At 70.6% G+C, this 24475-nt stretch carries 20 protein-coding genes; 10 read left to right on the top strand and 10 right to left on the bottom strand.

Translation table 11 applies throughout. The features are described 5' to 3' along the window. The first annotated feature begins 370 nt into the window (after positions 1-370). The 3 genes from OG963_RS09565 to OG963_RS09555 all read left to right on the top strand — a co-directional run bounded on the left by OG963_RS09565 (position 371) and on the right by OG963_RS09555 (position 5516). Positions 371-2350, top strand: a complete 1980-nt coding sequence (locus tag OG963_RS09565) for a Xaa-Pro dipeptidyl-peptidase (protein WP_093779493.1) — start codon at positions 371-373, stop codon at positions 2348-2350. After that, complete coding sequence (locus OG963_RS09560) at positions 2347-3696, top strand: M14 family metallocarboxypeptidase (RefSeq protein ID WP_371798756.1); 1350 nt, start codon at positions 2347-2349, stop codon at positions 3694-3696. Before OG963_RS09565 ends, OG963_RS09560 begins: the two co-directional genes overlap by 4 nt. A 74-nt stretch (positions 3697-3770) precedes the next feature. Then, on the top strand, positions 3771-5516 hold the full coding sequence (locus OG963_RS09555; RefSeq protein WP_093779497.1) for a BCCT family transporter: 1746 nt from the start codon (positions 3771-3773) through the stop codon (positions 5514-5516). 135 nt (positions 5517-5651) lie between these two features. Here OG963_RS09555 and OG963_RS09550 read toward each other — a convergent pair whose 3' ends face one another. From OG963_RS09550 to OG963_RS09540, 3 genes are all read right to left on the bottom strand, one after another. Then, positions 5652-7175 carry a hypothetical protein gene (locus tag OG963_RS09550; protein WP_371798755.1) on the bottom strand — a complete coding sequence of 508 codons (1524 nt, stop codon included), beginning with the start codon at positions 7173-7175 and terminating at the stop codon, positions 5652-5654. A gap of 42 nt (positions 7176-7217) precedes the next feature. Further along, positions 7218-7814 carry a hypothetical protein gene (locus tag OG963_RS09545; RefSeq protein WP_371798754.1) on the bottom strand — a complete coding sequence of 199 codons (597 nt, stop codon included), beginning with the start codon at positions 7812-7814 and terminating at the stop codon, positions 7218-7220. 105 nt (positions 7815-7919) lie between these two features. Next, positions 7920-8894 carry an FAD-dependent oxidoreductase gene (locus OG963_RS09540; protein ID WP_093931415.1) on the bottom strand — a complete coding sequence of 325 codons (975 nt, stop codon included), beginning with the start codon at positions 8892-8894 and terminating at the stop codon, positions 7920-7922. A 66-nt stretch (positions 8895-8960) separates the two neighbouring features. Here OG963_RS09540 and OG963_RS09535 point away from each other — a divergent pair, with 66 nt between their 5' ends. From OG963_RS09535 to OG963_RS09525, 3 genes are all read left to right on the top strand, one after another. Continuing rightward, complete coding sequence (locus OG963_RS09535) at positions 8961-10013, top strand: oxidoreductase (RefSeq protein WP_093779505.1); 1053 nt, start codon at positions 8961-8963, stop codon at positions 10011-10013. Positions 10014-10107: 94 nt separating this feature from the next. Then, positions 10108-10641: a TrmH family RNA methyltransferase gene (locus OG963_RS09530; protein ID WP_030930134.1), complete on the top strand. Its 534-nt coding sequence runs from the start codon at positions 10108-10110 to the stop codon at positions 10639-10641. Between the two features lie 46 nt (positions 10642-10687). Beyond that, on the top strand, positions 10688-12325 hold the full coding sequence (locus tag OG963_RS09525; RefSeq protein WP_093779507.1) for an ABC-F family ATP-binding cassette domain-containing protein: 1638 nt from the start codon (positions 10688-10690) through the stop codon (positions 12323-12325). Positions 12326-12529: 204 nt separating this feature from the next. Here the strand turns inward: OG963_RS09525 and OG963_RS09520 are convergent, their stop codons facing one another. Both OG963_RS09520 and OG963_RS09515 read right to left on the bottom strand, forming a co-directional pair. Beyond that, a complete protein-coding gene (locus OG963_RS09520; RefSeq protein ID WP_093779509.1) occupies positions 12530-14950 on the bottom strand; it encodes a Tex family protein in 2421 nt (806 codons plus the stop codon). Positions 14951-15087: 137 nt separating this feature from the next. Then, positions 15088-15951 (bottom strand): hypothetical protein, encoded by an 864-nt coding sequence (locus OG963_RS09515; protein WP_093779511.1) that lies wholly within the window; start codon positions 15949-15951, stop codon positions 15088-15090. 134 nt (positions 15952-16085) lie between these two features. Between OG963_RS09515 and OG963_RS09510 the strand changes: the two genes are divergently transcribed. Together OG963_RS09510 and OG963_RS09505 are read left to right on the top strand one after the other, a co-directional pair. After that, on the top strand, positions 16086-17054 hold the full coding sequence (locus OG963_RS09510) for a GlxA family transcriptional regulator (protein ID WP_371798753.1): 969 nt from the start codon (positions 16086-16088) through the stop codon (positions 17052-17054). 10 nt (positions 17055-17064) lie between these two features. After that, positions 17065-17700: a DJ-1/PfpI family protein gene (locus OG963_RS09505; RefSeq protein WP_030930141.1), complete on the top strand. Its 636-nt coding sequence runs from the start codon at positions 17065-17067 to the stop codon at positions 17698-17700. Between the two features lie 178 nt (positions 17701-17878). Here OG963_RS09505 and OG963_RS09500 read toward each other — a convergent pair whose 3' ends face one another. Then, the gene (locus OG963_RS09500; RefSeq protein WP_093779515.1) at positions 17879-18643 is read right to left on the bottom strand and encodes an enoyl-CoA hydratase/isomerase family protein; all 765 of its coding nucleotides are present in this window, start codon (positions 18641-18643) and stop codon (positions 17879-17881) included. Positions 18644-18724: 81 nt separating this feature from the next. On the opposite strand from OG963_RS09500, the gene OG963_RS09495 reads away from it, so the two are divergent. After that, complete coding sequence (locus OG963_RS09495) at positions 18725-19321, top strand: DUF308 domain-containing protein (RefSeq protein ID WP_362277993.1); 597 nt, start codon at positions 18725-18727, stop codon at positions 19319-19321. Between the two features lie 164 nt (positions 19322-19485). Further along, the gene (locus tag OG963_RS09490) at positions 19486-19941 is read left to right on the top strand and encodes an ATP-binding protein (protein ID WP_093779519.1); all 456 of its coding nucleotides are present in this window, start codon (positions 19486-19488) and stop codon (positions 19939-19941) included. An 84-nt stretch (positions 19942-20025) separates the two neighbouring features. On the opposite strand, the gene idi is transcribed toward OG963_RS09490, so the two are convergent. The 4 genes from idi to galE all read right to left on the bottom strand — a co-directional run bounded on the left by idi (position 20026) and on the right by galE (position 24367). Continuing rightward, on the bottom strand, positions 20026-20619 hold the full coding sequence (idi, locus tag OG963_RS09485; RefSeq protein WP_371798752.1) for an isopentenyl-diphosphate Delta-isomerase: 594 nt from the start codon (positions 20617-20619) through the stop codon (positions 20026-20028). A gap of 149 nt (positions 20620-20768) precedes the next feature. Then, a complete protein-coding gene (locus tag OG963_RS09480; protein ID WP_371798751.1) occupies positions 20769-22064 on the bottom strand; it encodes a bifunctional class I SAM-dependent methyltransferase/N-acetyltransferase in 1296 nt (431 codons plus the stop codon). A gap of 211 nt (positions 22065-22275) precedes the next feature. After that, complete coding sequence (locus OG963_RS09475) at positions 22276-23217, bottom strand: cation diffusion facilitator family transporter (protein ID WP_030930156.1); 942 nt, start codon at positions 23215-23217, stop codon at positions 22276-22278. Positions 23218-23383: 166 nt separating this feature from the next. Continuing rightward, positions 23384-24367 carry a UDP-glucose 4-epimerase GalE gene (galE, locus tag OG963_RS09470; RefSeq protein ID WP_093779525.1) on the bottom strand — a complete coding sequence of 328 codons (984 nt, stop codon included), beginning with the start codon at positions 24365-24367 and terminating at the stop codon, positions 23384-23386. Positions 24368-24475: the final 108 nt, after the last annotated feature.

Here is a 24475-nt window from a genome sequence, read left to right as displayed (position 1 = left end):
AGGGCAGTTACGGCGCCTCGCCGTGTTGTCGGATCGTCCGCACGCGTCCACTGTGCGGACGCCCCTGCGTCTCCCGATGCACCGCATCCGACGCCGCGCGCCGATCCATCGCGGATTGCGGGACCGCCCTCAGATCCTGGTGTGCGCCGGGTCCCGCCCGACCGGTGCCACCGGCACCCGACCGGGCGCCACCCCCGCCCCGGGGACAGGGGGCGCCGTCCGGGCCGAACCCCTGGGGTGCGAGGTGTTCCTGATGACTGCTGTCACACGGTGCGCGGTCCGGCCGTCATGGCAGCTCGACCGCTCTCACGTCACGTAGCCGCGGAATCGCCCCCTGTTGCCCAGGAGTTGACCGGGGTACCTTCCGCAGATGCCGATACGTGCGCGGGGCACCCGCTTGACGTACAGATCGCTGGTGGTGGCGGCCTCGGCCGCCCTGATGACCGTCCTGCTCTCACCGGCAGGCGCGCAGGGCGCGAGCCCGCGGGAGAGCAGACCCGTCTACTCGTACGGGAACGCCGTCCGTGAGTCCGTCTGGGTGGACACCGGACTGGACGGCGACGGCAACGGAAAGAGCGACCGGGTCGCCGTCGACATCGTGCGGCCGCGTGAACCCGCAGCACAGGGCCGGAAGATACCCGTGATCATGGACGCCAGCCCGTACTACTCCTGCTGCGGGCGCGGCAACGAGAGCCAGCTGAAGACGTACGACAGCCAGGGAAATCCGGTCCGGTTCCCGCTGCACTACGACAACTACTTCGTCCCGCGCGGCTATGCGTTCGTCGCCGTCGACCTGGCCGGTACCAATCGCTCCGACGGATGTGTCGACGTCGGGGGCCGCTCCGACATCCAGTCCGCCAAGGCGGTCATCGACTGGCTGAACGGCCGGGCGCGCGGCTACACCACCCGCACCGGCACCGAACGCACCGGAGCCGGCTGGTCCGACGGCCGCACCGGAATGATCGGCAAGAGCTACGACGGCACCATCGCCAACGGGGTGGCGGCGACCGGAGTCGACGGTCTGCGGACCATCGTTCCCATCGGGTCCATCTCTTCCTGGTACGACTACTACTTCGCCCAGGGCGCCCCCCTCTACGACAGCGGCCCCGAATGGCTCTCCGACTACGTCGAGAGCCCGGAGGCACGGGCGCGCTGCGCCGCCGTCCAGCAGAAGCTCGTCGACGAGGCGCCCCGCACCGGCGACCGGACGAAGCTCTGGAACGAGCGCGACTACGTGAAGGACGCCCGTAAGGTGAAGGCCAGTGTCTTCGCCGTCCACGGGATGCAGGATCTCAACGTCCGCACCAAGCACCTCGGTCAGTGGTGGGACGCGCTCGCGGACCGAGGCGTCGAGCGCAAGATCTGGCTCTCCCAGACCGGACACGTCGACCCGTTCGACTACCGGCGCGCCGAGTGGGTCGACACCCTGCACCGCTGGTTCGACCACTACCTCCTCGGTTACGACAACGGCATCGACCGCGAACCGATGGCCGACATCGAACGTCACCCCGACCAGTGGTCCACCGACAAGGTCTGGCCGCCCCGCACCACCGCGGTCACCACCGTGCGCCCCGGCACCGGCACCGCGCCCGGCGTCGGCACCCTCACGCGCAGTCCGGCCCGCCCCGGTGCCACCGAGACGTTCACCGACGACCCGAAGCAGAGCGAGACGGACTGGGCTGCCGACCTGGAGAGCACCACGGGCGCCAAGGCCGGTTTCCTCACCGCGCCACTCGCCCACGACCTGCGGCTCGCCGGCTCCTCGCAGGTGACCGTCACCGCGACCCCGACGACCGCCACCGCCCACCTCTCCGCGGTCCTCGTCGACGTCGGCCCCGACACCATCCGGGACTACGCCGCATCCGGCGAAGGCATCACCACCCTCACCGACCGCACCTGCTGGGGTGCGAGCACCGCCGGGGACAGCTCCTGCTTCAAGGCGACCGAGGCCAGGACCACCACCGTCGACCGGACGGTCTTCAGCCGCGGCTGGGCCGACCTCGGGACGTACGCCTCCGCCGGCAAGGGGCGCCCCCTCACCCCGGGCAAGCGCTACACGATCACCGTCGACCTTGCCGCGAGCGACCACGTCGTGCCGGCCGGACACCGCCTCGCCCTGATCGTCGCGGGCACCGACAAGGACCTCATCGACCCGCCGGACTCCACTCCCACGCTCACCCTCGACCTGGCCCGTACGTCCGCGAAGCTGCCGTTCGTCGGCGGCGCCACGGCGTTCGTGCGCGCCACCGCGGGCCCCGCGCCCGCGACAGCCACCCCCCGCGCATCCCGTCCCGAGGGCGTGGCACCGCCGCGTCCCGCACTCCGCATCCCGGGAGGCAGCCGCTCATGACACCCCGTATCCCGATCGTCCGTCAGCTCCGCGCCCGGCCCCGGTCTCGTCGCCCCGGCATCCGTCGGCCGGGACCTCGCTACCTGTCCCTGACGGCCGCGGCCGCGATTCTGGCCGTGCCCCTGGTCACGGTGCCTGCCGAGGCCGCGCACACCCCGCCCCGTACCGGTTTCGAGATCAGCGACGGGGCCCACTGGACCGGTCAGCCCGAGGAGCAGTCGTTCCTCACCGCGGTCGACCGGGGCAGCGACCGCGTCTCGATCGACCGGATAGGCACGACGAAACAGGGCCGCCCGCTCCAGCTCGTCCGTATCGGCAACCACCGCCCCACGTCCGACACGATGCTGCTGATCTGCAGCCAGCACGGCAACGAACCGTCCGGCCGCGAGGCCTGTCTGACCACGGTCCGGGATCTCGCGTACGCCAAGGACCCGGCGACCCGTGCCTTCCTCTCCCGGACCGACGTCCTCGTCGTCCCCACCGCGAACCCCGACGGGCGGGCGGCGAACACCCGCGGCAACTCCGACGGTCTCGACATCAATCGCGACCACATCGCCCTGCAGACCGCCGAGGCACGTGCCATGGCCGCGGTGATCCGCGACCGGAAGCCCGATGTGATCTACGACCTGCACGAGTACGGTGCCACCCCGCCGTACTACGACAAGGATCTGTTCGTCCTCTGGCCCCGCAGCCTCAACACCGACGACCGGGTGCACGGCGAATCGCAGACCCTGTCCGAGGGGTATGTGCGGCCCACCGTCAAGAAGGCCGGCTACAGCAGCGGTCTCTACGGGATCTGGACCGACCCGGTCACCGGCGACCCGATCAAGCAGACCGCGGGCGACGGACAGGAGCGCATTCTCCGCAACACCGCGGGCATCAAGCATGCGGTGGGCCTGCTCATCGAGTCCCGGGTCGACGCGCTCACCGATGCCGAGAAGGCCGACCCGGCCCTCAACAGCAGGCGTCGCGTCGACTCGCAGCTGGCCGCTCTCGACGGGCTGTTCAGCTTCACCGACGAGCGACGCGGGCGCATCGAGGCGGCCACGGCCGCGTCCCGCACGGCAGGGTTCAAGGACCGCGGTCCGGTCTACCTCGGCGGCGCCGACAACGAGGAGGCCGAGCCCGCCGAGATCCTGCAGGACCCGCCCTGCGGCTACCGGCTGACCGCCGCCCAGCTCGCCGACGTCAAGGACGAACTCGCCCTGCACGGTGTGACGTTCCGGCGCGACGGTGACGGAGTGTATGTACCGCTGCGCCAGTCGGCCCGGAACCTGGTCCCGCTCCTCCTGGACGAGCGGGCCACATATCACCTCACAAGCGGGCAAGCCGATAGCGCTTGTTGATCCCGCGAACGACACGACACGTGTGGTACTGCCTACGGAGAGCGAAATTTCGGCTTCCGTGAAAGGTGCCACTCGTGTCGCAGGACGAACAGGGAACGGGCGGCCGGGGGGATCTTCCGGTCACGGCGGATCTGCCCGGCGGGCCGGACCACGGCCGGCACCCCACGACCGACCGGGTGGTGTTCGGAGTCGCCGCGGTTCTCACCCTCGCCTTCGTGGTCTGGGGCGGCGCCGCCACCGACTCGCTGGAGGACGTCTCCAGCAAGATGCTCAACGGGCTCATCCACAACGGTGGTTGGGCATTCATGCTCGTCGCGTCGGGGTTCGTCGTCTTCGCCCTCTGGCTCGCCATCAGCCGCTACGGGAAGATTTCCCTCGGCCAGGAGGGTGAGGAGCCCGAATTCCACACCGTCTCCTGGGTCGCGATGATGTTCAGCGCCGGTATGGGCATCGGACTCATGTTCTATGGCGTCAGTGAGCCGCTGGCCCACTTCACCGACCCGCCGCCCGGCACTCACCCCTTCGACGCCGCCGACGCGATGCAGACGGCGATGGCCACCACCCTCTTCCACTGGACGCTCCACCCCTGGGCGATCTACGCGGTCGTCGGGCTCGCCATCGCGTACAGCACCTACCGGCGCGGCAGGCGCCAGACGATCAGCGCCGTCTTCGAGCCGCTCATCGGCGCCGGGCACGCCCATGGCGGCGTGGGCAGATTCATCGACATCCTCGCCATCTTCGCGACCCTCTTCGGCTCCGCCACCTCGCTGGGCCTCGGTGCACTCCAGATCGCCAGCGGTTTCCAGGTGCTGAACTGGCGGGAGGAGACCGGAACGGGCCTGCTCCTCCTGATCATCGGGGTCCTGACCGTCGCGTTCGTCGCCTCGGCGATCTCGGGTGTCGAGAAGGGCATCCAGTGGCTGTCCAACACCAATATGGTGCTCGCCGTCATCCTCGCCGTGTTCGTCTTCGTCGCCGGCCCCACCATCATCGTGCTGGATCTGCTGCCCACCTCGGTCGCCGCGTACTTCGGCAACCTTCCCCAGCTCGCCGGACGCACCGAGGCGACCGGGAAGGGCGAGGTGGCCGAATGGCTCGGCAGCTGGACCGTCTTCTACTGGGCATGGTGGATCTCCTGGACGCCCTTCGTCGGCATGTTCATCGCCCGTATCAGCCGCGGCCGGACGATCCGTCAGTTCGTCGGCGGCGTCATTCTGGTGCCCAGCACCGTGAGCCTCGTCTGGTTCGCGATCTTCGGCGGCACGGCGATCAAGCTTCAGGAGGCGGGCAGGCTCGGTGCCGCGAAAACACCGGAGGCCCAGCTTTTCGGCGTCCTGGCGAATTTCCCGATCGCCACCGTGATGAGCCTGCTGGTGATGATTCTGGTCGGCATCTTCTTCGTCTCCGGTGCCGATGCCGCCTCCATCGTGATGGGTACGCTCTCGCAGAAGGGCATCCTCGAACCCGCCAAGTGGGTCGTCGTCTTCTGGGGCGTCGTCACCGGCGCGGTGGCGGCGATCATGCTGTTGATCGGTCATGGCTCGGGCGATGCGCTCGCCGGACTGCAGAACCTGACGATCCTGGTGGCCGCACCGTTCACCTTCGTCATGATCGGCATGTGCGTGGCACTGATGCGCGACCTGCGCCAGGACCCGCTGATCGTGCGCCGGGAGTTCGGCGTCGAGGCCGTCGAATCGGCGGTGATCCAGGGGCATGCGAAGTACGACGGAGACTTCGAGATCCGGATCGGCCCGGGACAGGGCCCGATCACGGACCACCGCGACCATCCGACCGGCCCGGGAACGACGTCCGACGAGTGACGCCGTCCGCGGGCCCGGCGCTGTGGCCGGCGACAAGGCGTTGCTGAGATTTGGAAACGCCTGTCTGGTGTGTCGACGCCAGTCGATGGTCCACGGAGGTTGCCATGCCCGTGATCGCTACGTGGGCGACGTCTGTCAGCGCTGGACGGCTCCCGGCCGGGTGGCGGTGCCGTTCAGGCAGTGGTCGAGGAGTGCGTGCATGCGCGGAACGGGGAGGGCCGGATTGGACGCAGCGCCCTCGGCGGTTCTGGGGTCGGCGAGGAGGGCCTCCAGGGCTTCCCGTGACAGGCTCGGGTTGGCGGCCGCTGCCCGGCGGACCGACGCGTCGGGGTCACCCACCGGAGGGTCGGGCAAGGCGGGATCGGCTGAGGCCAGGGCCCGTACCTCGGGATCCGGGTGGTCGACGAGGTGAGACCGGCCGGTACGGGGGAACGCGGGCAGGGCCAGCAGGTGCGGACGGTGGGCCGGGCGGGTGACGAAGACATCCAGAAGGAGGTGCGGCGGAGCCAGAGGGTGGTGGCAGGCCAGCCGGATCCGTACCTCCTCGTCGTCGTCCTGCGCGAGCGTGTTGACGAGTTCCGCCGAAAGGCCCGGCCAACTTGCCGCAACCCGGCGGAGCACCGGTTCCTCGGACACCGCGCAGGCGGCGAACCAGTCGGGAGACGGCCCGACGGCCGGCTCGGTATTCGACTCGGTAAACGGCTCGGTGATCGGGCAGGTGCAGTCAGGACCGTGCCCGATGACCCGGCGGATCACGTCGTACTCGGCCCAGGTGCGGGGGAAGGAGTGGAGGCGCGCGCAGATCCGCACACCCTCGTCCGGATCCTCCCTCAACTTCGCCACCAGGTCCGGTCCCACGTCGGGCCGGGCGGCGACCAACGCGCGAACCTCCGCCTCGGGGTGGCGGGCGAGCCGGGCGACAGCGTAGGCCGGGGTGTGCCGGTTCCAGGTCAAGGGGTGCACCATGCCGTCCGCGAAGCACTGCTCGACGAGCGCGGGGGACAGGGCACACGTGCCGAACACGAATCCGTTGCGCGAACCGAAGGACGGCAGCCTGGCCTCCACCCGTTCCGGGTCCAGCTCCCAGTTCCTGTCCCGCGCCGCTTCACGGACCGAGGGGTCCGGATCGTCGAGCAGCCCCGCCCGCTGCGCCGGGGTGAGCAACTGCCACCTCCAAGTGGCCCGTATCCGGAGTTCGGGGGCCTCGTGGCCGGCCATGGAGCGGTAGAAGGACAGCGGGATCTGCCGGGACGATTCGAGCTCCCCGATGATCTCGTGCTCGGTGACCTTGCCGTCCTCGCCCCCGTCCCGGGCGGTCAAGAGGGTCACGAGGACGTCGTCCGGCAGCGGTCGGACCCATCGGGGGTGGTGACGGGGGCCGGCGGCGAGCCACCCGCGGACGACCCCCGACGGGTCCGTCGCCAAGGGGGCGAGCCGCGCCGGGTCGACGTACCGGTTGCGGGCGAGTGCGCGACGGATGACGTAGTCCGGATGGCGCAGGGCCGCGTCGATGACGGCGTCAGGCAGGTCACGACCCTCGCACATCAGCAGGCCGGCTTCACCGGCCGCTCGATCCAACAGGCGTATCAGTACGTCGGAGGGCGCCGCCGGATTGAAGGCGATGCCGCGCAGCCACGGTTCACGCAGAGAGTCGAGCACCGTGTCATCCTGTCACCTCGCCTCCTGAAGGCGTCTCCCCGCTCAGCGAAGACCCCGCTTCTCGCGTTCGGCTTCGACCAGCTCCTCCATGAGCTTCTCCGGGTCCACCGTGTACTCGGTGTCATCGAGGGCGTCGTAGTCCTGCGTGCTCAGCGGTAGGCCGAGCTCGGCGAGTTCGGCGGCCAGTTGCGTGAACGCGATTCGCTCATCGGGCTCGTCCTGGTAGCTTGCCTGCTCGGCGGCGGACCCCTCGGTCAGGGTGAGGCCGACCAGGCCCCAGAAGGTGAACTCGGTGTCCAGCTCTACGAGGTGCCAGGCACGGTCCGCGGGTTCGTCAGGGTGCAGCCAGTAGCCGATCCACCCCTTTCCGCCCCTCGCCACGAGCTGGACGTACTTGGCCATCTCCGCGGCTCCGGCGTTGACGGACTGCATCTCCGGGTCCGCGAGTTCGATTTCGCTCAGATAGCTGGTGTCCAGGAGCGGGTGGACCTCTCCCGCCTCGAAGAAGTCGAGGTCGAGAAGACGGGTGAAGTCGGTGCGGCCTTCCCACTGCGCCACCAGCAGCACGCGCAGATCGTCGGGTATTGGACGGCCGTCCAGCCGCTCGCGGGAGAACTCGGCGAGCCGTTCGTCGTACATACGCCCTCTCCAGAGGTCGAAGCAAGATCCTCACGGCAACGTAACAGCGGTCTGACAAGGGGTCGGGTATGCGGGGCGACTGGCGACCACCCCCGTGATCCGGACTCAGAACAAGTCCCGGCCGATGAGCCCGGCCGCTGCCCGGGCGCAGCCCAGAGCCACCGTCACCCCGGCACCCCCGTGCCCGTAGTTGTGCACCAACCGACCACCTCCGGGCAGTGGTTCGGCCTCGATCCGCACTCCGGCGTCGCGGGCCGGGCGCAGACCCACCCGGTGCCCGATGATCCGGGCCCGCGCGATCTCCGGCCGGACCCGCGCACACCTCGCCACGATCCGCTGCGCCGTGCCGGGATCCGGCTCCGCGTTCCAGTCGTCCGTCTCCGCCGTACCACCGAGCACCAGCCTTCCGGGCTGCGGGAAGAAGTACGTCGTCGCCTCCGACACCGGGTCCGTCTCGGTGAACCACTCCTCGATGCCCGGGTTCTCCACCAGCACCAACTGACCGCGCACCGGCCGCATCCCGGCATCAGGCACCAGCCCACGAGCGCCCAGACCCGTGCAGTTGATCACGACCGGAGCCTGCGCCGCCGCCTCGTCGAGGGAGGTGACCGTACGCCGCTCGATCACACCCCCGGCGGCTGCGAGCCGACGCTCCAACCAGCCCAGGTACACCGCCATGTCGATCAGCGGCAGCCGGGCCCGCAACCCTTCCTCGACCTCCACGAGGCTCGTCAGCTCCGCCGCCCACGGCCCCAGTGCGGCGAGCCGTTCGCCCCGGTGCACGCCGGAGACCAGCCGGACACCGGTCTCCTCCGGGCGGTCGGCCAGCTCCTGGTACCACCGCAGCGTGCTCAGAGCCCAGTTGCCGACGAGATCCTCCGGCTCGATCCGGTACGGCCACCACAGCCCTCCCGCCACCGCCGAGGTCGTGGCCGCGGCCGGCTCCCGGGACCAGACCCGCACCCGGTGACCGCGCTCGGAGAGCACCAGCGCCGTGGTCAGTCCGCTGACCCCGCCGCCCACCACGATCACGTCCGACACTTCTGCCCCGGCTGTCCCGACTGCCCGTGCGCTGCTCATGGGCGGACGCTAACGGAATGCCCGATGCCGCGCTCACGACGGGTCCGAGCCGGGAATACTCGGGTCATGTCTGCCGAGTACGCGACCTTCGGCCTTGCGCCGGCGATGCGAGCCGGTGGAGTCCTCGCCCATGGCGACTACCAGGTGCACCGGGACTTCATGGACTTCATCGTCGACGGCCGTCCGCTGCTGTTCCAGCTCACCGACCTGGACGCCGTGTCCCCGCTCGCCTCCGACGTACCGCCCGCGATCTTCACCACGCACGTGCGGCGACTGCTCCTCGAAGCGGAAGCCCCGCTCGCCGACGGGCGATACGTGATCTACGGCTGCCCCGAGTGCGAGAGCCTCGGATGCGGGGCGGTCACCGCTGTCATCGAACGCGACGGCGCCGACATCGTCTGGCGCGACTTCGCCTGGCAGACGTACGAGACCGTCGACCTGGAACGGAGCGGCTACCACGGCATAGGGCCGTTCCGCTTCGACGGCTTCCAGTACCGGCAGGAACTGGAACGACTGATTCCGCACGTGTCGGCGGACGGCGACGAGCCGGGTCCGGACATGCCCGCCGGGCGCCGAGTCCTGCTGATCGGCGCCCGCGTCGCCGTACTCGCCAAGCTCGCCGCCGCACTCCGCGCCATCGGGATCGGCGCCGACATCGCCCCCGACGTCGCCCAGGTGACGCCCGACGAGCTCCGCGGCTACCGCGCCGTGGCGTTCGGCCGCGCCATCACCGAAGACGAACGCGCCGCCGTGCGGCAGGCCTTCACCCGGGCCGGAGCGGACGTCGCCTACGTCGACGGGCTCGCTCCGGTCATCCCCGTGCTGGTCGCCCAGATCGAGCATGCCCTCGACCGCAGCGCACCCGCCCGGCGCCGCCTGGTCCGCCTGGTGGCGGCGGACGGCACGGCCGTCGTGCACGTCACCTCGTCCTGCCGGGTGAGCCTGGTCGCGTACCGACTCGACCGGCTGTACCGCACCCACATCCAGGCGGTCTTCGACGGCGTACTGGAACCGGGCGAGCACCGAATTCCACTGGACGCACGGGCGGTGAAGGGGCAATCCTTCATCGTGGCGCGCACCATGGGGAGCGTGCTGGTCGCACCGATGGTGCACCACTGAGCTGGAAGTCGATGGCCCCGGTGAGCCGCCAATCGCCGTACACGATGCCTCGTACGCACCACCACTCGTCCGGGAGGTCCGCCTCCGTGCCGCGATGAGCGGCGACCGGAGCGGGCCCGCGATCCGCACCCGTACCCGCACGGAACTCCGCCGCACCCGGCGTCCGCGCGCACACTCCTGCTGGGACCACCTCTACGCTGCTCCGCTCTGGCCGCTGCACGGCGCGAATCTCGGCACCCTGGCCCGCACCTGTGACGCCGTCGGCGCCTGCCTCACCGTGCCCCGCCACCCGTGGGTGCCCGAGGCCCTGGCCCGCGGCAACACCCTCCGCAAACCTCTTTGCACCCACTGGACCGGTGATCCCCTCGGCTGGCTGCAGAAGCAGCGCGAGCGCGGTCTGCGGATCGTCGGTGTCGAACTGGCCGACGAGGCGATCCGCCTCGCCGACCTGCCCGCGGCCCGCGAACCGACCGTGATGGTCCTCGGCCACGAACAGCAGGGCATCCCACCCGAGGCCCTGGATCTCCTCGACACCTGCGTCGAGATCCCGATGATCGGCACCGGCGCCAGCCTGAACGTCGCCGTGGCGGGATCCCTCGCCCTCTACCGACTGGCCGGCCTGCTCTGACACCGGTCGAGGGCGAGGCCGGGTGCCGATTAGGATCGGGACCCTGATGACTGCCACTCTCGTCGCCAAGGACCTCGCCGCCGGACACGGCGACCGCACACTCTTCGCCGGGCTCGACCTCGTCGTCGCGCCCGGCGACGTGATCGGTCTCGTCGGAGTCAACGGAGCCGGAAAATCGTCGCTGCTCCGGCTGCTCGCCGGGCTCGACCGGCCGGAGGAGGGCGAACTGCGGCTCTCCCCGCCCACCGCCACCGTGGGCCACCTCCCGCAGGAGCCGGAGCGGCGCAAGGACGAGACCGTGCGGGAGTTCCTCGCCCGCCGGACCGGGGTGGCCGACGCACAGGTGGCGATGGACGCCGCGACCCAGGCTCTGGTCGACGAGGCGCCGGGTGCCGACGACGCGTACTCCGACACCCTCGAACGCTGGCTGGCCCTCGGCGGCGCCGACCTGGACGAGCGTGCCGAGGAGATCGCCGCCGACCTCGGTCTGACCGTCGGCCTCGACCTGCCGATGACCGCACTCTCCGGTGGCCAGGCCGCCCGCGCCGGACTCGCCTCGCTGCTCCTGTCGCGGTACGACATCTTCCTGCTCGACGAGCCCACCAACGACCTCGACCTGGACGGCCTGGAGCGCCTGGAGCGGTACGTCTCCGGGCTGCGCGCAGGCACCGTCGTGATCAGCCACGACCGTGAGTTCCTGATGCGCACGGTCACCAAGGTCCTGGAACTCGACCTCGCCCAGCAGCAGATCAATCTGTACGGCGGCGGTTACGCGGCCTACCTGGAGGAGCGCGACCGCGCCCGCCGACACGCCCGCGAGGAATTCGAGGAGTACGCCGACAAGCGCTCCGCCCTCGAGGGGCGGGCGCAGATGCAGCGCGGCTGGATGGACAAGGGCGTCAAGAACGCCCGCCGCAAGGCCACCGACTCCGACAAGATCGGCCGCAAGTTCCGCAGCGAGGCGAGCGAGAAGCAGGCGGCGAAGGCCCGGCAGACCCAGCGCATGATCGAACGGCTCGATGTCGTCGACGAACCGCGCAAGGAGTGGGAGCTGCGGATGGAGATCGCGACGGCCCCGCGCTCCGGGTCGGTCGTCGCGACCCTGCGCGACGCACAGGTCGTACGCGGCGATTTCGCGTTCGGGCCGGCGTCGCTGCAGATCGACTGGGCGGACCGGGTGGCGATCACCGGCGCCAACGGAGCCGGTAAGTCCACTCTCCTCGCGGCGCTGCTCGGCCGCCTCCCGCTGGACTCGGGCCACGCGACGCTCGGCTCGGGCGTGGTGGTCGGTGAGGTGGACCAGGCACGGAAGCTGTTCCACGGCTCGGAGTCGCTGCTGGAGGCGTTCTGCGCGGCCGTCCCGGACACCGAACCCGCCGAAGTCCGCACGCTGCTGGCCAAGTTCGGGCTGCGCGCGGACCATGTGATGCGCCCCGCGACGACGCTCTCCCCGGGCGAACGCACCCGCGCGGCACTGGCCCTCCTGCAGGGCAGGGGCGTGAACCTCCTGGTCCTGGACGAGCCCACGAACCACCTCGACCTGCCCGCGATCGAGCAGCTGGAATCGGCGCTCGACTCGTACACCGGGACGTTGCTGCTGGTCACGCATGACCGGCGGATGCTGGAGGCGGTACGGACGACGAGGCGGGTCGAGGTGGCGGCGGGCAGGGTGACCGAGGCCTGACGGCCTTCCGGAGCTCTGTCCCGGCCCCGCGACTCAGCCGCCGGAGACGCCCGGAAGAGTCCTCGGACGCCGGAGGGCCCGGGCTGTCCCGCCCGGACGGGTCACCTTCGGCCGGTCCGGCGTACGGGTACCGGAGCCCCGGTTTCGATCAGGGGGCGGGGGTGGGGGCAGCCCGCTCGGCGGCCGCCCCCACCCCCGCCGCCGTCAGCGCTTCTTCCCGCCCTGCTGCGGATCCGCCAGTCCCGCCCGCCGCAGCGCATCAGCCATCGCGCTGTTCACCGGCGCCGGCGCCGGACGAGCGGAGCCACCGCCACCGCCGGCGCGCCGCTCGCGGTCCTGACCGCCCTGGCCCTGTCGCTGCCGCGGCGGCCGGCCACCCTGACCGCCACCCTGACCGCCGCGCTCGCCCCGCTCCCGCTTCGCTCCGCCGCTCTGAGGCGCCGCCCCCGTCGACGCCTCGTCGTCGAGCCGCAGTGTCAGCGAGATCCTCTTCCGCGGGATGTCGACGTCCATCACCTTCACCTTCACGATGTCGCCCGGCTTCACCACATCCCGAGGGTCCTTCACGAAGGTCTTCGACATCGCCGACACGTGCACCAGACCGTCCTGGTGGACGCCGATGTCCACGAACGCACCGAACGCGGCGACATTCGTGACGACGCCTTCCAGCACCATCCCGGACACCAGATCGCCGATCTTCTCGACGCCCTCCTTGAAGGTGGCGGTCTTGAACGCCGGCCGCGGGTCGCGGCCCGGCTTCTCCAGCTCCTTCAGGATGTCCGTGACCGTCGGCAGACCGAACTTCTCGTCCACGAAGTCGTCGGCCCGCAGCGACCGCAGCACCCCCGTGTTACCGATCAGCGAGGCGACGTCACTGCCCGTCCTCTTCACCATCGCCCGCACCACCGGGTACGCCTCCGGGTGCACGCTCGACGCGTCCAGCGGGTCGTCGCCCCGGATCCGGAGGAAGCCCGCGCACTGCTCGTACGCCTTCGGGCCGAGCCGCGCCACGTCCTTCAGCGCCTTCCGGGACCGGAAGGGCCCGTTCGCGTCCCGGTGCGCGACGATGTTCTCCGCGAGGCCGGAGCCGATGCCCGAGACCCGAGAAAGCAGCGGCGCCGACGCGGTGTTGACGTCGACACCGACGCCGTTCACACAGTCCTCGACCACGGCGTCCAGCGAACGCGACAGCTTCACCTCGGACAGATCGTGCTGGTACTGGCCGACACCGATCGACTTCGGGTCGATCTTCACCAGTTCGGCCAGCGGATCCTGCAGGCGCCGCGCGATGGACACCGCGCCGCGCAACGACACGTCCATGTCGGGGAGTTCCTGCGAGGCGAAGGCCGAGGCGGAGTAGACCGAGGCGCCGGCCTCGGACACCATCACCTTGGTGAGCTTCAGCTCCGGGTGCTTGTCGCACAGGTCACCGGCGAGCTTGTCCGTCTCGCGGGACGCGGTGCCGTTGCCGATCGCGATCAGGTCGACGGAGTGGTCCTTCGCCAGCCGCTCCAGCTTGGCCAGCGACTCGTCCCACTTGTTCGCCGGGACGTGCGGGTAGATGACGTCCGTCGCCACGACCTTGCCGGTCGCGTCGACGACGGCGACCTTCACCCCGGTACGGAAGCCGGGGTCGAGCCCCAGAGTGGCCCGCGTCCCGGCCGGCGCGGCGAGCAGCAGATCACGCAGGTTCGACGCGAAGACCCGTACCGCCTCGTCCTCCGCCGCCGTACGCAGCCGCAGCCGCAGATCGATCCCGAGGTGGACGAGGATCCGGGTCCGCCACGCCCAGCGCACGGTGTCGCCCAGCCACTTGTCGCCGGGGCGGCCGCGGTCGGCCACACCGAAGCGGCGGGCGACCATGTTCTCGTACGTCGACGGGCCCGGCTCGTCCGACGGCTCCTCCGGCTCCAGGACCAGGTCGAGAACATCCTCCTTCTCGCCCCGGAGCATCGCGAGCACGCGGTGCGAGGGCAGCGCGGTGAACGGCTCGGCGAAGTCGAAGTAGTCGGCGAACTTCGCGCCGGCCTCCTCCTTGCCGTCCCGTACCTTCGCCGCCAGTCGCCCACGCGACCACATGCGCTCGCGCAGCTCGCCGATCAGATCCGCGTCCTCCGAGAAACGCTCGGCCAGGATCGCGCGGGCGCCCTCCAGCGCCGCCGCCGCGTCCGCGACGCCCTTGTCGGCGTCGACGAAGGCAGCCGCAGCGGCGGACGGCTCGACCGACGGGTCGCCCAGCAGCCCGTCGGCAAGCGGTTCGAGTCCCGCTTCCCTGGCGATCTGCGCCTTCGTACGCCGCTTCGGCTTGAACGGCAGATAAATGTCCTCAAGACGGGCCTTGGTGTCGGCCGCCCGGATCTGCGCCTCCAGAGCCTCGTCCAGCTTGCCCTGCTCGCGGACGGAGTCGAGGATCGCGCTACGCCGGTCCTCCAGCTCCCGCAGATACCGCAACCGCTCCTCGAGCGTGCGCAGCTGCGCGTCGTCGAGCATCTCGGTCGCTTCCTTGCGGTAGCGCGCGATGAACGGCACGGTCGACCCGCCGTCGAGCAGCTCGACGGCCGCCTTCACCTGCCGCTCGCGTACGCCGAGCTCCTCGGCGATCCTGCCTTCGATGGACGTCGTCACGGTTTCTACCGACTCGCCTTCTCGTACTGGCTGTGCTTACCCGGGGCCAGGGCACGCCGTGGCTCCTTCGCCAGCATTGTGCCGCGTGGTCGGGCGCCGTGTCGCCCGACCACCCCGTTTGTCGACCGGTCGGCGGCTCAGCCCTTGCCGATCAGATCGGCCGGGAACGCACCCGCCGAAGCTGCCGTGAACAGGAAGCCGCGCGCCAGCTCGGTCAGCCGCGCCACGCCCTCCGCGCCGAGATGCTCGTACGGTGCCGCGTCCATCCGGTCGGTGGCGTCCTCCAGCTCCGCGCGGAGAGCCACGCCGGCCTCCGTCAACTCGCCCTCGCCGTCGAGCAGTCCACGCCCGCGCAGCCGCTCGGTCGCGTCCTCCCAGTCGCTGCGGCGCCAGCCGCGGGTGGCGAGAATCCAGCGAGGCGACATGCCCTTGCCGGTCGCGGTGTGGCTGGCCAGGGCCTCGACCGGGTCGAGACCGGCGGCGAGGAGCGCGGCGAGATGGCCGTCGCCGCGGTGTTCGCGCAGCAGTGTCGCGGCGTGCCAGTACGCCAGGTGCGGCTGCTCGGGCACGGGCAGATCGGCGTGGGCGGCGTACAGCGGCCGGGCGTGTCGGGTGCACGCCTCGGCGGCGCGCAGCGCCAGCTCCGCCGCCTCGGCCAGCTCGGGGGAGTCGATGGTCTCCGGGCCGAGCAGCCGGCGCAGCGTCGTGTCGACGGCGCGCAGCCGGGCCTCCAGGACCGCCTCCGGCGAGGCGACGGACCACACCGCGGGCAGGTGCCGGGCGACGAGGTCGTGATTGAAGTTGTAGAACGTCGCGGTGACGGTGCCCGGTCCGACAGTGCCCAGTGCCGCCCCGCGTGCGGCGAAGTAGGCGGCGTTCGCGTCGTCTATGCCGAGCTCCCCGAGCTCCTTGCCGAGGTCGGGCGAGAAGTAGACCGTCGAGTGCAGCGGGTTGATGGCGTTGTGGCAGCGGCGTCCGGCGAGCGGCGGCAGAGTACTCATGCGCGCACGTTACCGACTGGTCGGTACGTGACGGAACCCCAGGACCACGTCCGGTCCGCACCGGCTTCGCGATGGCAGGAAAGGTGGGTTCCTCGTCATTGCGGCCGTCTACGCGGCCCCTGAGGATGGAGGACATGACGCAGCGATCCGTACTCGTCGTCCTCTTCGACGGCGTCCAGAGCCTCGATGTGACCGGGCCCATGGAGGTCTTCGCGGGCGCCGCCCGCTTCCCGGACGTGACGTACGACCTCCGTACCGCCTCACTCGACGGCGCGCCGGTCCGCACCAGCGTCGGACTCACTCTCGTACCGGACGGCAGCCTCGCCGACGCCGAAACGCCCCACACCCTCCTCGTCCCCGGCGGCCAGGGCACCCGTAGCCCGGATCCGGCACTCGTCGACTGGCTGCGGGCACACGCCCCGCACGCCGAACGGCTGGTCTCGGTCTGCACGGGAGCCCTGCTGCTCGCGGAGGCGGGACTGCTGGACGGGCACCGGGCGACCACGCACTGGGTGGTCGCCGAGCACCTCGCCCGCACCTACCCGGCCGTCGAGGTCGACCCGGACCCGATCTTCGTACGCGACGGGAAGCTGGCCACGTCCGCCGGTGTCACCGCGGGCATCGATCTCTCCCTCGCTCTCGTCGAGGAGGACTTCGGCAGGCAGATCGCGCTCACCGTCGCCCGCCACCTCGTCGTCTTTCTGCGGCGGCCGGGCAACCAGGCCCAGTTCAGCGCGCAGCTCACCTCGCAGATCGCCCGCCGCGAACCACTGCGCGAGGTCCAGCACTGGATCACCGCGCACCCCGATGACGACCTCTCCGTCGAGGCTCTCGCCGCCCGCGCCCGCCTCTCACCCCGCCACTTCGCCCGCGCCTTCCAGGCCGAGACGGGACAGACACCGGGCCGGTACGTCGACCGTGTCCGGCTCGAACAGGCCCGGCGGCTCCTGGAGGACACCGCCGAGGGGGTCGCCCACATCGCGCACGCCTGCGGGTACGGCACCCCGGAGGCGATGCGCCGCGCCTTCGTCAAGACCCTCGGCACCGCGCCTGCGGAGTACCGGCGGCGGTTCCGTCCCCAGCCCATGACCAGCACCAGCTGAAAGGCATGCCATGCAGATCGCCATCGTCCTCTTCGACCGCTTCACGGCACTCGACGCCGTCGGCCCCTACGAAATCCTCTGCCGCACCCCCGGCGCCGAGACCGTCTTCGTCGCCGAGCGGACCGGCCCCGTGCGCAACGACAGCGGCAGCCTCGAGCTCGTCGCCGAGCGGACCCTCGCCGACGTACCCGCCCCGGATCTGGTGATCGTCCCCGGCGGCCCCGGCCAGAGCGCCCAGATGGAGAACGAGACGCTGCTCGGCTGGCTGCGCGCCGCCGATGCCACCAGCACCTGGACGACCTCCGTCTGCACCGGCTCGCTGCTGCTCGCCGCGGCCGGTCTGCTGGAGGGACGGCGCGCCACCTCGCACTGGCTCGCCCGGGACGTCCTGAAGACGTACGGCGCCGAGCCGACCGGCGAGCGCGTCGTCTTCGACGGCAAGTACGTCACGGCCGCCGGCGTATCGTCCGGCATCGACATGGGGCTCACCCTGCTCGGCCGGATCGCCGGCGACGAGCACGCCCAGGCGGTACAGCTGCTGACGGAGTACGACCCCCAGCCGCCGTACGACGCGGGGTCACCGGAGAAGGCGCCCGCCGCGCTCGTCGAGGAATTCCGCACCAAGAGCCGCTTCATCCTCCGCTGAGGGCCGTCCCGTCATCCCCGGCGGGCGCACGACGCCGGCCACGGCACCTCGCCGCGTTGTCGGAACACCCGGACACGACCGGTACGGGGACGCCACTCCGCCTTGCGATGCACCGGATCCGACACCGCGCGCCGATCCAGGGATCACGTGACCGCCTCGGGGCCGTCCCGGCCGGCGCTCAGGTCGACCAGGTGAAGCGCGGCGCCCGCCGCTCCAGAAAGGCGGCGACACCCTCCGCGGTATCGCCGCTGCGGCGCGCCTGCTCCGCCCAGTACGCGTCCCGGTCCTCACGTCCCGCCGCGAACTCCTTCGCCGCCGCCTGCGTCAGCTGCGAGCGCGAGGCCAGGGTCCGTACGTACGACTCCACGCGCTTGTCCAGCTCACCGGCCGGCAGCACCTCGTCGACCAGACCGGTCCGCAGCGCGCGCTCCGTCCCGATCAGCTCGCCGGAGAAGAGCAGATGCTTCGCCGCGGCCGGGCCGATCAGCGCGACCAGCCGCCGTGTCGACGACGCGGCATAGACGATCCCCAGCTTGGCCGGGGTGACGCCGAAGGACGCGCCCTCCTCGGCGAACCGCAGATCGCAGGCGGCCGCCAGTTGGCTGCCGCCGCCCACGCAGAAGCCGCGCACCGCGGCGACCGTCGGCCGGGGGAAGGCGGCGAGCGCCTCCTCGGCCGCCACGGCGAGAGCCTGCGGATCGAAGTCCGGATCGCGCGCCCCGTCCCGGAGCGAGGAGATGTCGGCACCCGCGCAGAAGGTGTCCCCGGCGCCGGTCAGAACCAGGGCGCGCACGGCGGTGTCGGCGGCCAGCTGCTCCAGCAGCGCGGGCAGCGCCTGCCACATCGCGGCCGTCATCGCGTTGCGCTTGGCCGGGTGGCTGATCACGACGGTGGCGACGCCGTCCGCGACGGTGTGCTTCAGCTGCGGTTCCTCACGGTCCATGCGCCGGATGCTATCCGTACTGTTCGAACCTATGATCAAGAAGGGGTCGCGAAGCGGGCACGCACCGTGAGGAGCTGTCGGATGACCGATCCCGCAGTCCGGGGCAGGGAGCTGAGCCGCAGTTTCGGCCTGCTCGCCCTGCTCGGCGCCCTTCTTGTCGTGGCGGGCCTGGTCGGTCTCGTCTACACCGGAGTCGCGACTCTCACCTCGATGATTCTCTTCGGCTGGCTGCTGCTGATCGGGGGCCTGGTCGGTCTGCTGCACGCCATCCAGTCCCGCGGTACCAACTACTTCTGGCTGGGTGTCGTGGTCGCCGCGCTGAACATCGCCGCCGGAGTCGTCGTCATCCGCCATCCGCACGGCACGGCCGAGGCGCTCACCATGTTCGCGGCGCTGCTCTTCCTGACCGGTGGGGTGTTCCGGCTGGTGGGGAGTGTCGTGGTGCGCGGACCGCAGTTCGGCTGGACGCTGCTGCAGGGTGCCTTCGGTCTGCTGCTCGGGCTGCTCGTGCTCTTCGACTGGCCGCACAGCAGCCTCTATGTGCTCGGCCTGTTCTTCTCGCTCGCGCTGCTCTTCGACGGTCTCGGCCTGATCGCGATCGGGGTGGGCGGCCGCCGCATCGTCTCGTTGGTCTCGGATCAGCAGACCGTGAGCGAGGAGCTGCCGGACAAGCCGTAGAAGAAGATCAGAAACAGTCCGAGAAGTGACGCTGTCCTACTCGATCGATCAAATTCTGTCGATAGAGGTCGACTTTTGTTCAGTAGTACGGTCCGGACCAACCACTCCCCGCACTCTGTACTCGACGTGCAGTGACCAACGAGTCGAGAGCGGGTGCCGGAACTATGGAGAGCCGCGGGAGTGTCCCGGCCCGGCCCGTGTCGTACGAGGGGGTCTGGCGCTTCACCGCGCCCGCCGTCGACGTCTCCGTACCGCAGGCCCGGCACGCCGTACGCGATCTGTTGAACCGCCAGGGCGTGCCGATGGACGAGGACATCGCCCAGGGTCTGCTGCTCATCGTCTCCGAGCTGGTGACCAACGCGGTGAAGCACGCGGCGCTGCTCTCGCCGGAGCTGGCCGTGGAGGTGGCCGTCGGCGCCGAATGGGTCAGAGTGTCCGTGGAGGACAACCATCCGTACCGGCCGACGGCCCTGGAGACGGACTACGCGCAGACCGGTGGGCGCGGGCTGCTGCTGGTCCGGGAGATCACGCTCGAAGCGGGTGGCACCTGCGACGTCGAGCACACCGCCGCCGGCGGCAAGATCATCTGGGCGGCGCTGCCGCTGAGCGCGAACCTCTGACGGCGCGTAGCCACCCGATCCGTCGGCCCGGGCTGTCCCCGGCCCGTCGGTTCCTGCCGCCGTCCCCGACCCGCCGGTCCACTCCTACCAGCCCGCGGACGAGCCGGTCAGCTCCCGGATCGCCGGGCGTGCCGCATCGAGCACCGTCATGAACCAGGCCGAGAACGGCGCCTCGTCATGTCGCTTCGCCAGCTCGTCCGCGGCCACGAACGCCGTCTCGCCGACCTCATCCGGGTCCGGCCGCAGCTGTGCCTGCGCCAGCCCGACGAAAAGGTGGTTGAACTCCTGCTCCACCAGTCCGGATGCCGGGTCGGGGTGGTTGTAGCGGACGGTGCCGGCCTCGGCGAGCAACGAGGGCGAGATGCCGAGCTCCTCGTAGGTGCGCCGGGCGGCAGCGGCGAAGGGCGCCTCGCCCGGATAAGGGTGACCGCAGCAGGTGTTCGACCAGACACCGGGGGAGTGGTACTTGCCGAGCGCACGGCGCTGCAGCAGCAGTCGGCCCTGCTCGTCGAAGAGGAACACGGAGAACGCGCGGTGCAGTTGACCGGGCGCCTGGTGGGCGGCGAGCTTCTCCGCCGTGCCGATGGTGGTGCCGTTCTCGTCGACCAGTTCGAGCATGATCGCTTCTGTTGTGCCGTTCGACGAGCTGTTCGCCGCGGTGGCTGGTGTGGTCGGCATACCCATCCTTCGCTATGGTCCCCGGCACCGTGCGCCGGACCCCTCGAGTCTGCTCAAGTCTGCCGTACAAAAGCGGCTTGTCCGTACTTCGGGTCCTGGCATGTCCGGTCCCACCGCACTGTACGGATGCGGTGGGACCGGACCACGCCTCAGACCCCGAATGCCGCCGGATACTGGATCATGCCCTGCGGCACCGGCGCGGAATCGTCGAGCGGCAGAGCCATCATCGCCTCGTCCGGTACGTCGAAGCCCGGGCGGATCCCGTACCGGGAAGCGGGTACGAAACCGAACCTCGGGTAGTACCCGGGATGCCCGAGCACCAGCACGAGCCGTTCGCCCCGCAGCCGGGCCGCATCCAGCACGGCCCGCACCACCGCCTGACCGGCCCCCTCGCGCTGCCGGTCAGGAACGGTCGCCACGGGTGCCAGTGCCAGCGCCGGTGTGTCACCGACCCGGCACCGGGTCAGCAGGGCGTACGCCACGATGTCACCGTCCGGCCCGTCCTGCGCCACGTACGACAGGCCGGGCAGCCAGGCCGACGGATCGGCCCGCAGCGCGTCGACGAGACCGGCCTCGTCCGGTGTCGGGAACGCGGCCGAGTTGACCGAGTGCACCGCCTCGATGTCCGCCGCCGTCTCCGGCCGGGTGGTCCAACGGGGGTCGGCGGGACGCAGGGCGTACGCGGCGTAGCCGTACTCCTCGCCGTGGTCGCGGCGCATGGCCAGTTCCGCACGGGTGGACGCGAGAGCCCATGCCATGCCGGGAGCCGACGGATCCGCCGCTTCGACGTGCCGGGCGAGCGGGACGTAGTACTCGTCCCAGTCGCTCTCGGGCTGCACCCGCACCCCTAGGACGTGATAGCCGGCCGCGACGGCGGCCGCGGTCTGCGCGGCGACCGGGAGCATCGGGCCGTCCTGGTCCCAGAAGGCGCGCGCCTCGTCCGACGGTTCGTCCGTCGTCCAGACGCAGTGGCTGACGACCAGGGAGCCACCCGGGGCGAGCAGTCGCCTCCAGTCCCGCAGCGCGGTGTCGAAGCCGATGATGTACGCGGACCCCTCGGCCCATACGAGATCGAACGACCCGTCCGCGAGGTCCGGTGTGCCGGGGCCGGAGAGCTTGCCCATATCGGCCCGGACGGTACGGATCCGGTGGCCGAGCCCGCGTGCCTCGGCGGCCACGCGCAGCTCGTCGAGGAACGGCTGGTGGGTGTCGACGGCTGTCACCTCGGCACCCGCCTCGGCGGCGAGCAGCAGCGCGGCCCTGCCCGGGCCGCAGCCCAGGTCGAGGACGCGCGGACGGTGCGGCAGCGGGCCGGTGAGGGCGAGCAGCTGCCGAGTGGTGGCGTCGGAGCCGGGGCTCTGCCGCGGCAGGTCGTGGTGCAGGGAGAAGAACGCCTCGTGACGAACGGCGTGGTCGTCACGAACGGCGTGATCGTTGTCGGTCAACGTGGGAAACCCTTGAGTGAGAGGGCTCCGGCCAACGTCGCGACTCGGTGTGAGTCGGGGTGCTAGCCGGGAACCCGGGAGCTGAAGAAGGACCGAATGCTGCGCCGGGCAGGCGCCGTCGTGTCGGTCATCAACCTCAGCTCCTCTCTCAGAAACGGGCGAGGCTCGAATGCCTCTGCGGGGACCCTACACCCGTCCCCCGAGGGGCCGTTCAGTGACAGAGCTTGGCCTCGTGCTCCGCATGACCGATGGGCTCGAGCTGGAATGTGCAGTGCTCGACATCGAAGTGGACACCGAGGCAGCCCTGCAATTCGTGCAGCAGCTTCTCGTGCCCCACCGAGTCGAGCAGTTCCTGGTTCACCACCACGTGGGCGGAGAGCACCGGCATGCCCGAGGTGATGGTCCAGGCGTGCAGGTCGTGGACGTCCAGTACCCCGGGCAGGGCGGTGATGTGGGCCCGTACCTCTCCCATGTCGACCCCCTTCGGGGCCGACTCCAGCAGCACATTGAGGGTCTCCCGGAGCAGCTTCACGGTGCGGGGGACGATCATCAGGCCGATCAGCAGCGAGGCGATCGGGTCGGCGGCCTGCCAGCCGGTCGCCAGGATGATGCTCGCCGAGACGAGGACGGTGACCGAGCCGAGCGCGTCCGCCAGCACCTCCAGATAGGCACCGCGCACATTGAGGCTCTCCTTCTGTCCACGCATCAGCAGCGACAGGGAGATCATGTTGGCGACGAGGCCGACCAGCGCGAAGACGATCATCAGGCCGCCCCGGGTCTCGGTCGGTGTGATGAAGCGCTCGACCGCCTCGAACAGCAGATAGCCGCCGACTCCGAGCAACAGCAGACAGTTGGCCAGGGCGGCGAGGATCTCCGCCCGGGCGTAGCCGAAGGTGAGGTGGAGCCCGGCCGGCTTGTTGGCGAAGTGGATCGCCAGCAGCGCCATGCCGAGCCCCAGTGCGTCGGTCGCCATATGGGCGGCGTCGGCGATCAGAGCCAGCGAGTCCGAGAGCAGTCCGCCGACGATCTCCAGGACCATCACGGTGAGCGTGATGCAGAGCGCGACCCGCAGTCGTCCCTTGTACGCGGCGGCCGCGGTGCCGGTCGGCCGCGGCCCCCCGTGTGTGTGTCCGTGATCGTGCCCAGCCCCCATGGGGACGCCTCCGGTCGTCTCGCGGACCCGGGCCCGTATCGGCCCGAGAAGGCCAGTGAACTACGGGTGGGGGGTATCGGGCAACACGGCACTGAACACCGTTGTCAACTGCTCTGACCTGCGGAAATGGCCGCAGGTCAGAGCAGTTGGGCGGTTAATGCGTGGGTCATGCGCCGAGTGCCTGGGGGTGGCGCAGGCACCAGCCTTCCCAGGCCGACTCGACCATCTCCCGCACCCCGCGCCGGGCCGTCCACCCCAGCTCCTCGGACATCCGCGTGGCGGAGGCGACGGCCCTGGCCGCGTCGCCGGGCCGGCGCGGCTCGGTCTCCGGCTTGATGCGGTGGCCGGTGATCTCGCCCACCAGATCGGCGAGCTCGCGCACCGAGACGCCTTCGCCGCGGCCGATGTTCACGGTCAGGTCCGCGGGACCGGCCTGCTCGGTCAGCCTGCGGGCCACCGCGAGATGCGCGTCGGCGAGGTCGGCGACATGGATGTAGTCGCGGATGCAGGTCCCGTCCGGCGTCGGATAGTCGTCGCCGAAGATCCGCGGGGCCTCGTCGCGGGTCAGCCGGTCGAAGAACATCGGAATGACATTGAAGACGCCGGTGTCCGACAGTTCCGGTTCGGCCGCTCCCGCCACATTGAAGTAGCGCAGACAGCCGGTGGACAGGGAGTGCGCCTTCCCGGCCGCCCGGACCAGCCACTCCCCGGCGAGCTTCGTCTCACCGTACGGATTGATCGGGGTGCAGGGGGTCTCCTCGGTGATGAGTTCCGCGTCCGGTACGCCGTACACCGCGGCCGACGAGGAGAAGACGAAGCGCTGCACGCCGGCCGCGACGACGGCCTCGAGCAGAACCGCGAGCCCCGAGACGTTCTCCCGGTAGTAGAGCAGAGGCTTCTCGACGGACTCCCCGACCTGCTTCTTCGCTGCGAGATGCACCACACCGGTCACGGCGTGCTCGGCGAGCACCCGGTCGAGCAGTGCGCGGTCGGAGGCCGAGCCGCGGACCAGCGGTACATCGGCCGGGAGCCGGTCGGGAATGCCGGTGGAGAGGTCGTCGAGGACGACCACCTTCTCTCCGGCGCCCGTCATGGCACGCACCACATGTGCCCCGATATATCCCGCTCCGCCTGTGATCAGCCATGTCATGTCTGTCAGCCTAGGTCCATGCCACCGCGGTACATCAGCCGAGGCGGGGGCCGTGGCCACCGCGGTTTGTCCGGCGAGGCAGGGATCGACGATGATGATCGCGGGCGG

The sequence above is a fragment of the Streptomyces sp. NBC_01707 genome, from assembly GCF_041438805.1.
Lineage (GTDB): Bacteria > Actinomycetota > Actinomycetes > Streptomycetales > Streptomycetaceae > Streptomyces.
The sequence above is the reverse complement of the archived record's forward strand: the minus strand, read 5'-3'. Positions and strand labels throughout refer to the sequence as shown.

Bases quoted from the DNA above. Each gene is read 5' to 3' on its own strand.
- OG963_RS09475 (WP_030930156.1), bottom strand. From the start codon at position 23,217: ATGGGGGCTGGGCACGATCACGGACACACACACGGGGGGCCGCGGCCG.
- galE (WP_093779525.1), bottom strand. From the start codon at position 24,367: ATGACATGGCTGATCACAGGCGGAGCGGGATATATCGGGGCACATGTG.
- OG963_RS09530 (WP_030930134.1), top strand. From the start codon at position 10,108: ATGAGCGGCGACCGGAGCGGGCCCGCGATCCGCACCCGTACCCGCACG.
- OG963_RS09525 (WP_093779507.1), top strand. From the start codon at position 10,688: ATGACTGCCACTCTCGTCGCCAAGGACCTCGCCGCCGGACACGGCGAC.
- OG963_RS09500 (WP_093779515.1), bottom strand. From the start codon at position 18,643: ATGGACCGTGAGGAACCGCAGCTGAAGCACACCGTCGCGGACGGCGTC.
- OG963_RS09565 (WP_093779493.1), top strand. From the start codon at position 371: ATGCCGATACGTGCGCGGGGCACCCGCTTGACGTACAGATCGCTGGTG.
- OG963_RS09545 (WP_371798754.1), bottom strand. From the start codon at position 7,814: ATGTACGACGAACGGCTCGCCGAGTTCTCCCGCGAGCGGCTGGACGGC.
- OG963_RS09515 (WP_093779511.1), bottom strand. From the start codon at position 15,951: ATGAGTACTCTGCCGCCGCTCGCCGGACGCCGCTGCCACAACGCCATC.
- OG963_RS09495 (WP_362277993.1), top strand. From the start codon at position 18,725: ATGACCGATCCCGCAGTCCGGGGCAGGGAGCTGAGCCGCAGTTTCGGC.
- OG963_RS09490 (WP_093779519.1), top strand. From the start codon at position 19,486: ATGGAGAGCCGCGGGAGTGTCCCGGCCCGGCCCGTGTCGTACGAGGGG.
- OG963_RS09510 (WP_371798753.1), top strand. From the start codon at position 16,086: ATGACGCAGCGATCCGTACTCGTCGTCCTCTTCGACGGCGTCCAGAGC.
- idi (WP_371798752.1), bottom strand. From the start codon at position 20,619: ATGCCGACCACACCAGCCACCGCGGCGAACAGCTCGTCGAACGGCACA.
- OG963_RS09535 (WP_093779505.1), top strand. From the start codon at position 8,961: ATGTCTGCCGAGTACGCGACCTTCGGCCTTGCGCCGGCGATGCGAGCC.
- OG963_RS09560 (WP_371798756.1), top strand. From the start codon at position 2,347: ATGACACCCCGTATCCCGATCGTCCGTCAGCTCCGCGCCCGGCCCCGG.
- OG963_RS09540 (WP_093931415.1), bottom strand. From the start codon at position 8,894: ATGAGCAGCGCACGGGCAGTCGGGACAGCCGGGGCAGAAGTGTCGGAC.
- OG963_RS09505 (WP_030930141.1), top strand. From the start codon at position 17,065: ATGCAGATCGCCATCGTCCTCTTCGACCGCTTCACGGCACTCGACGCC.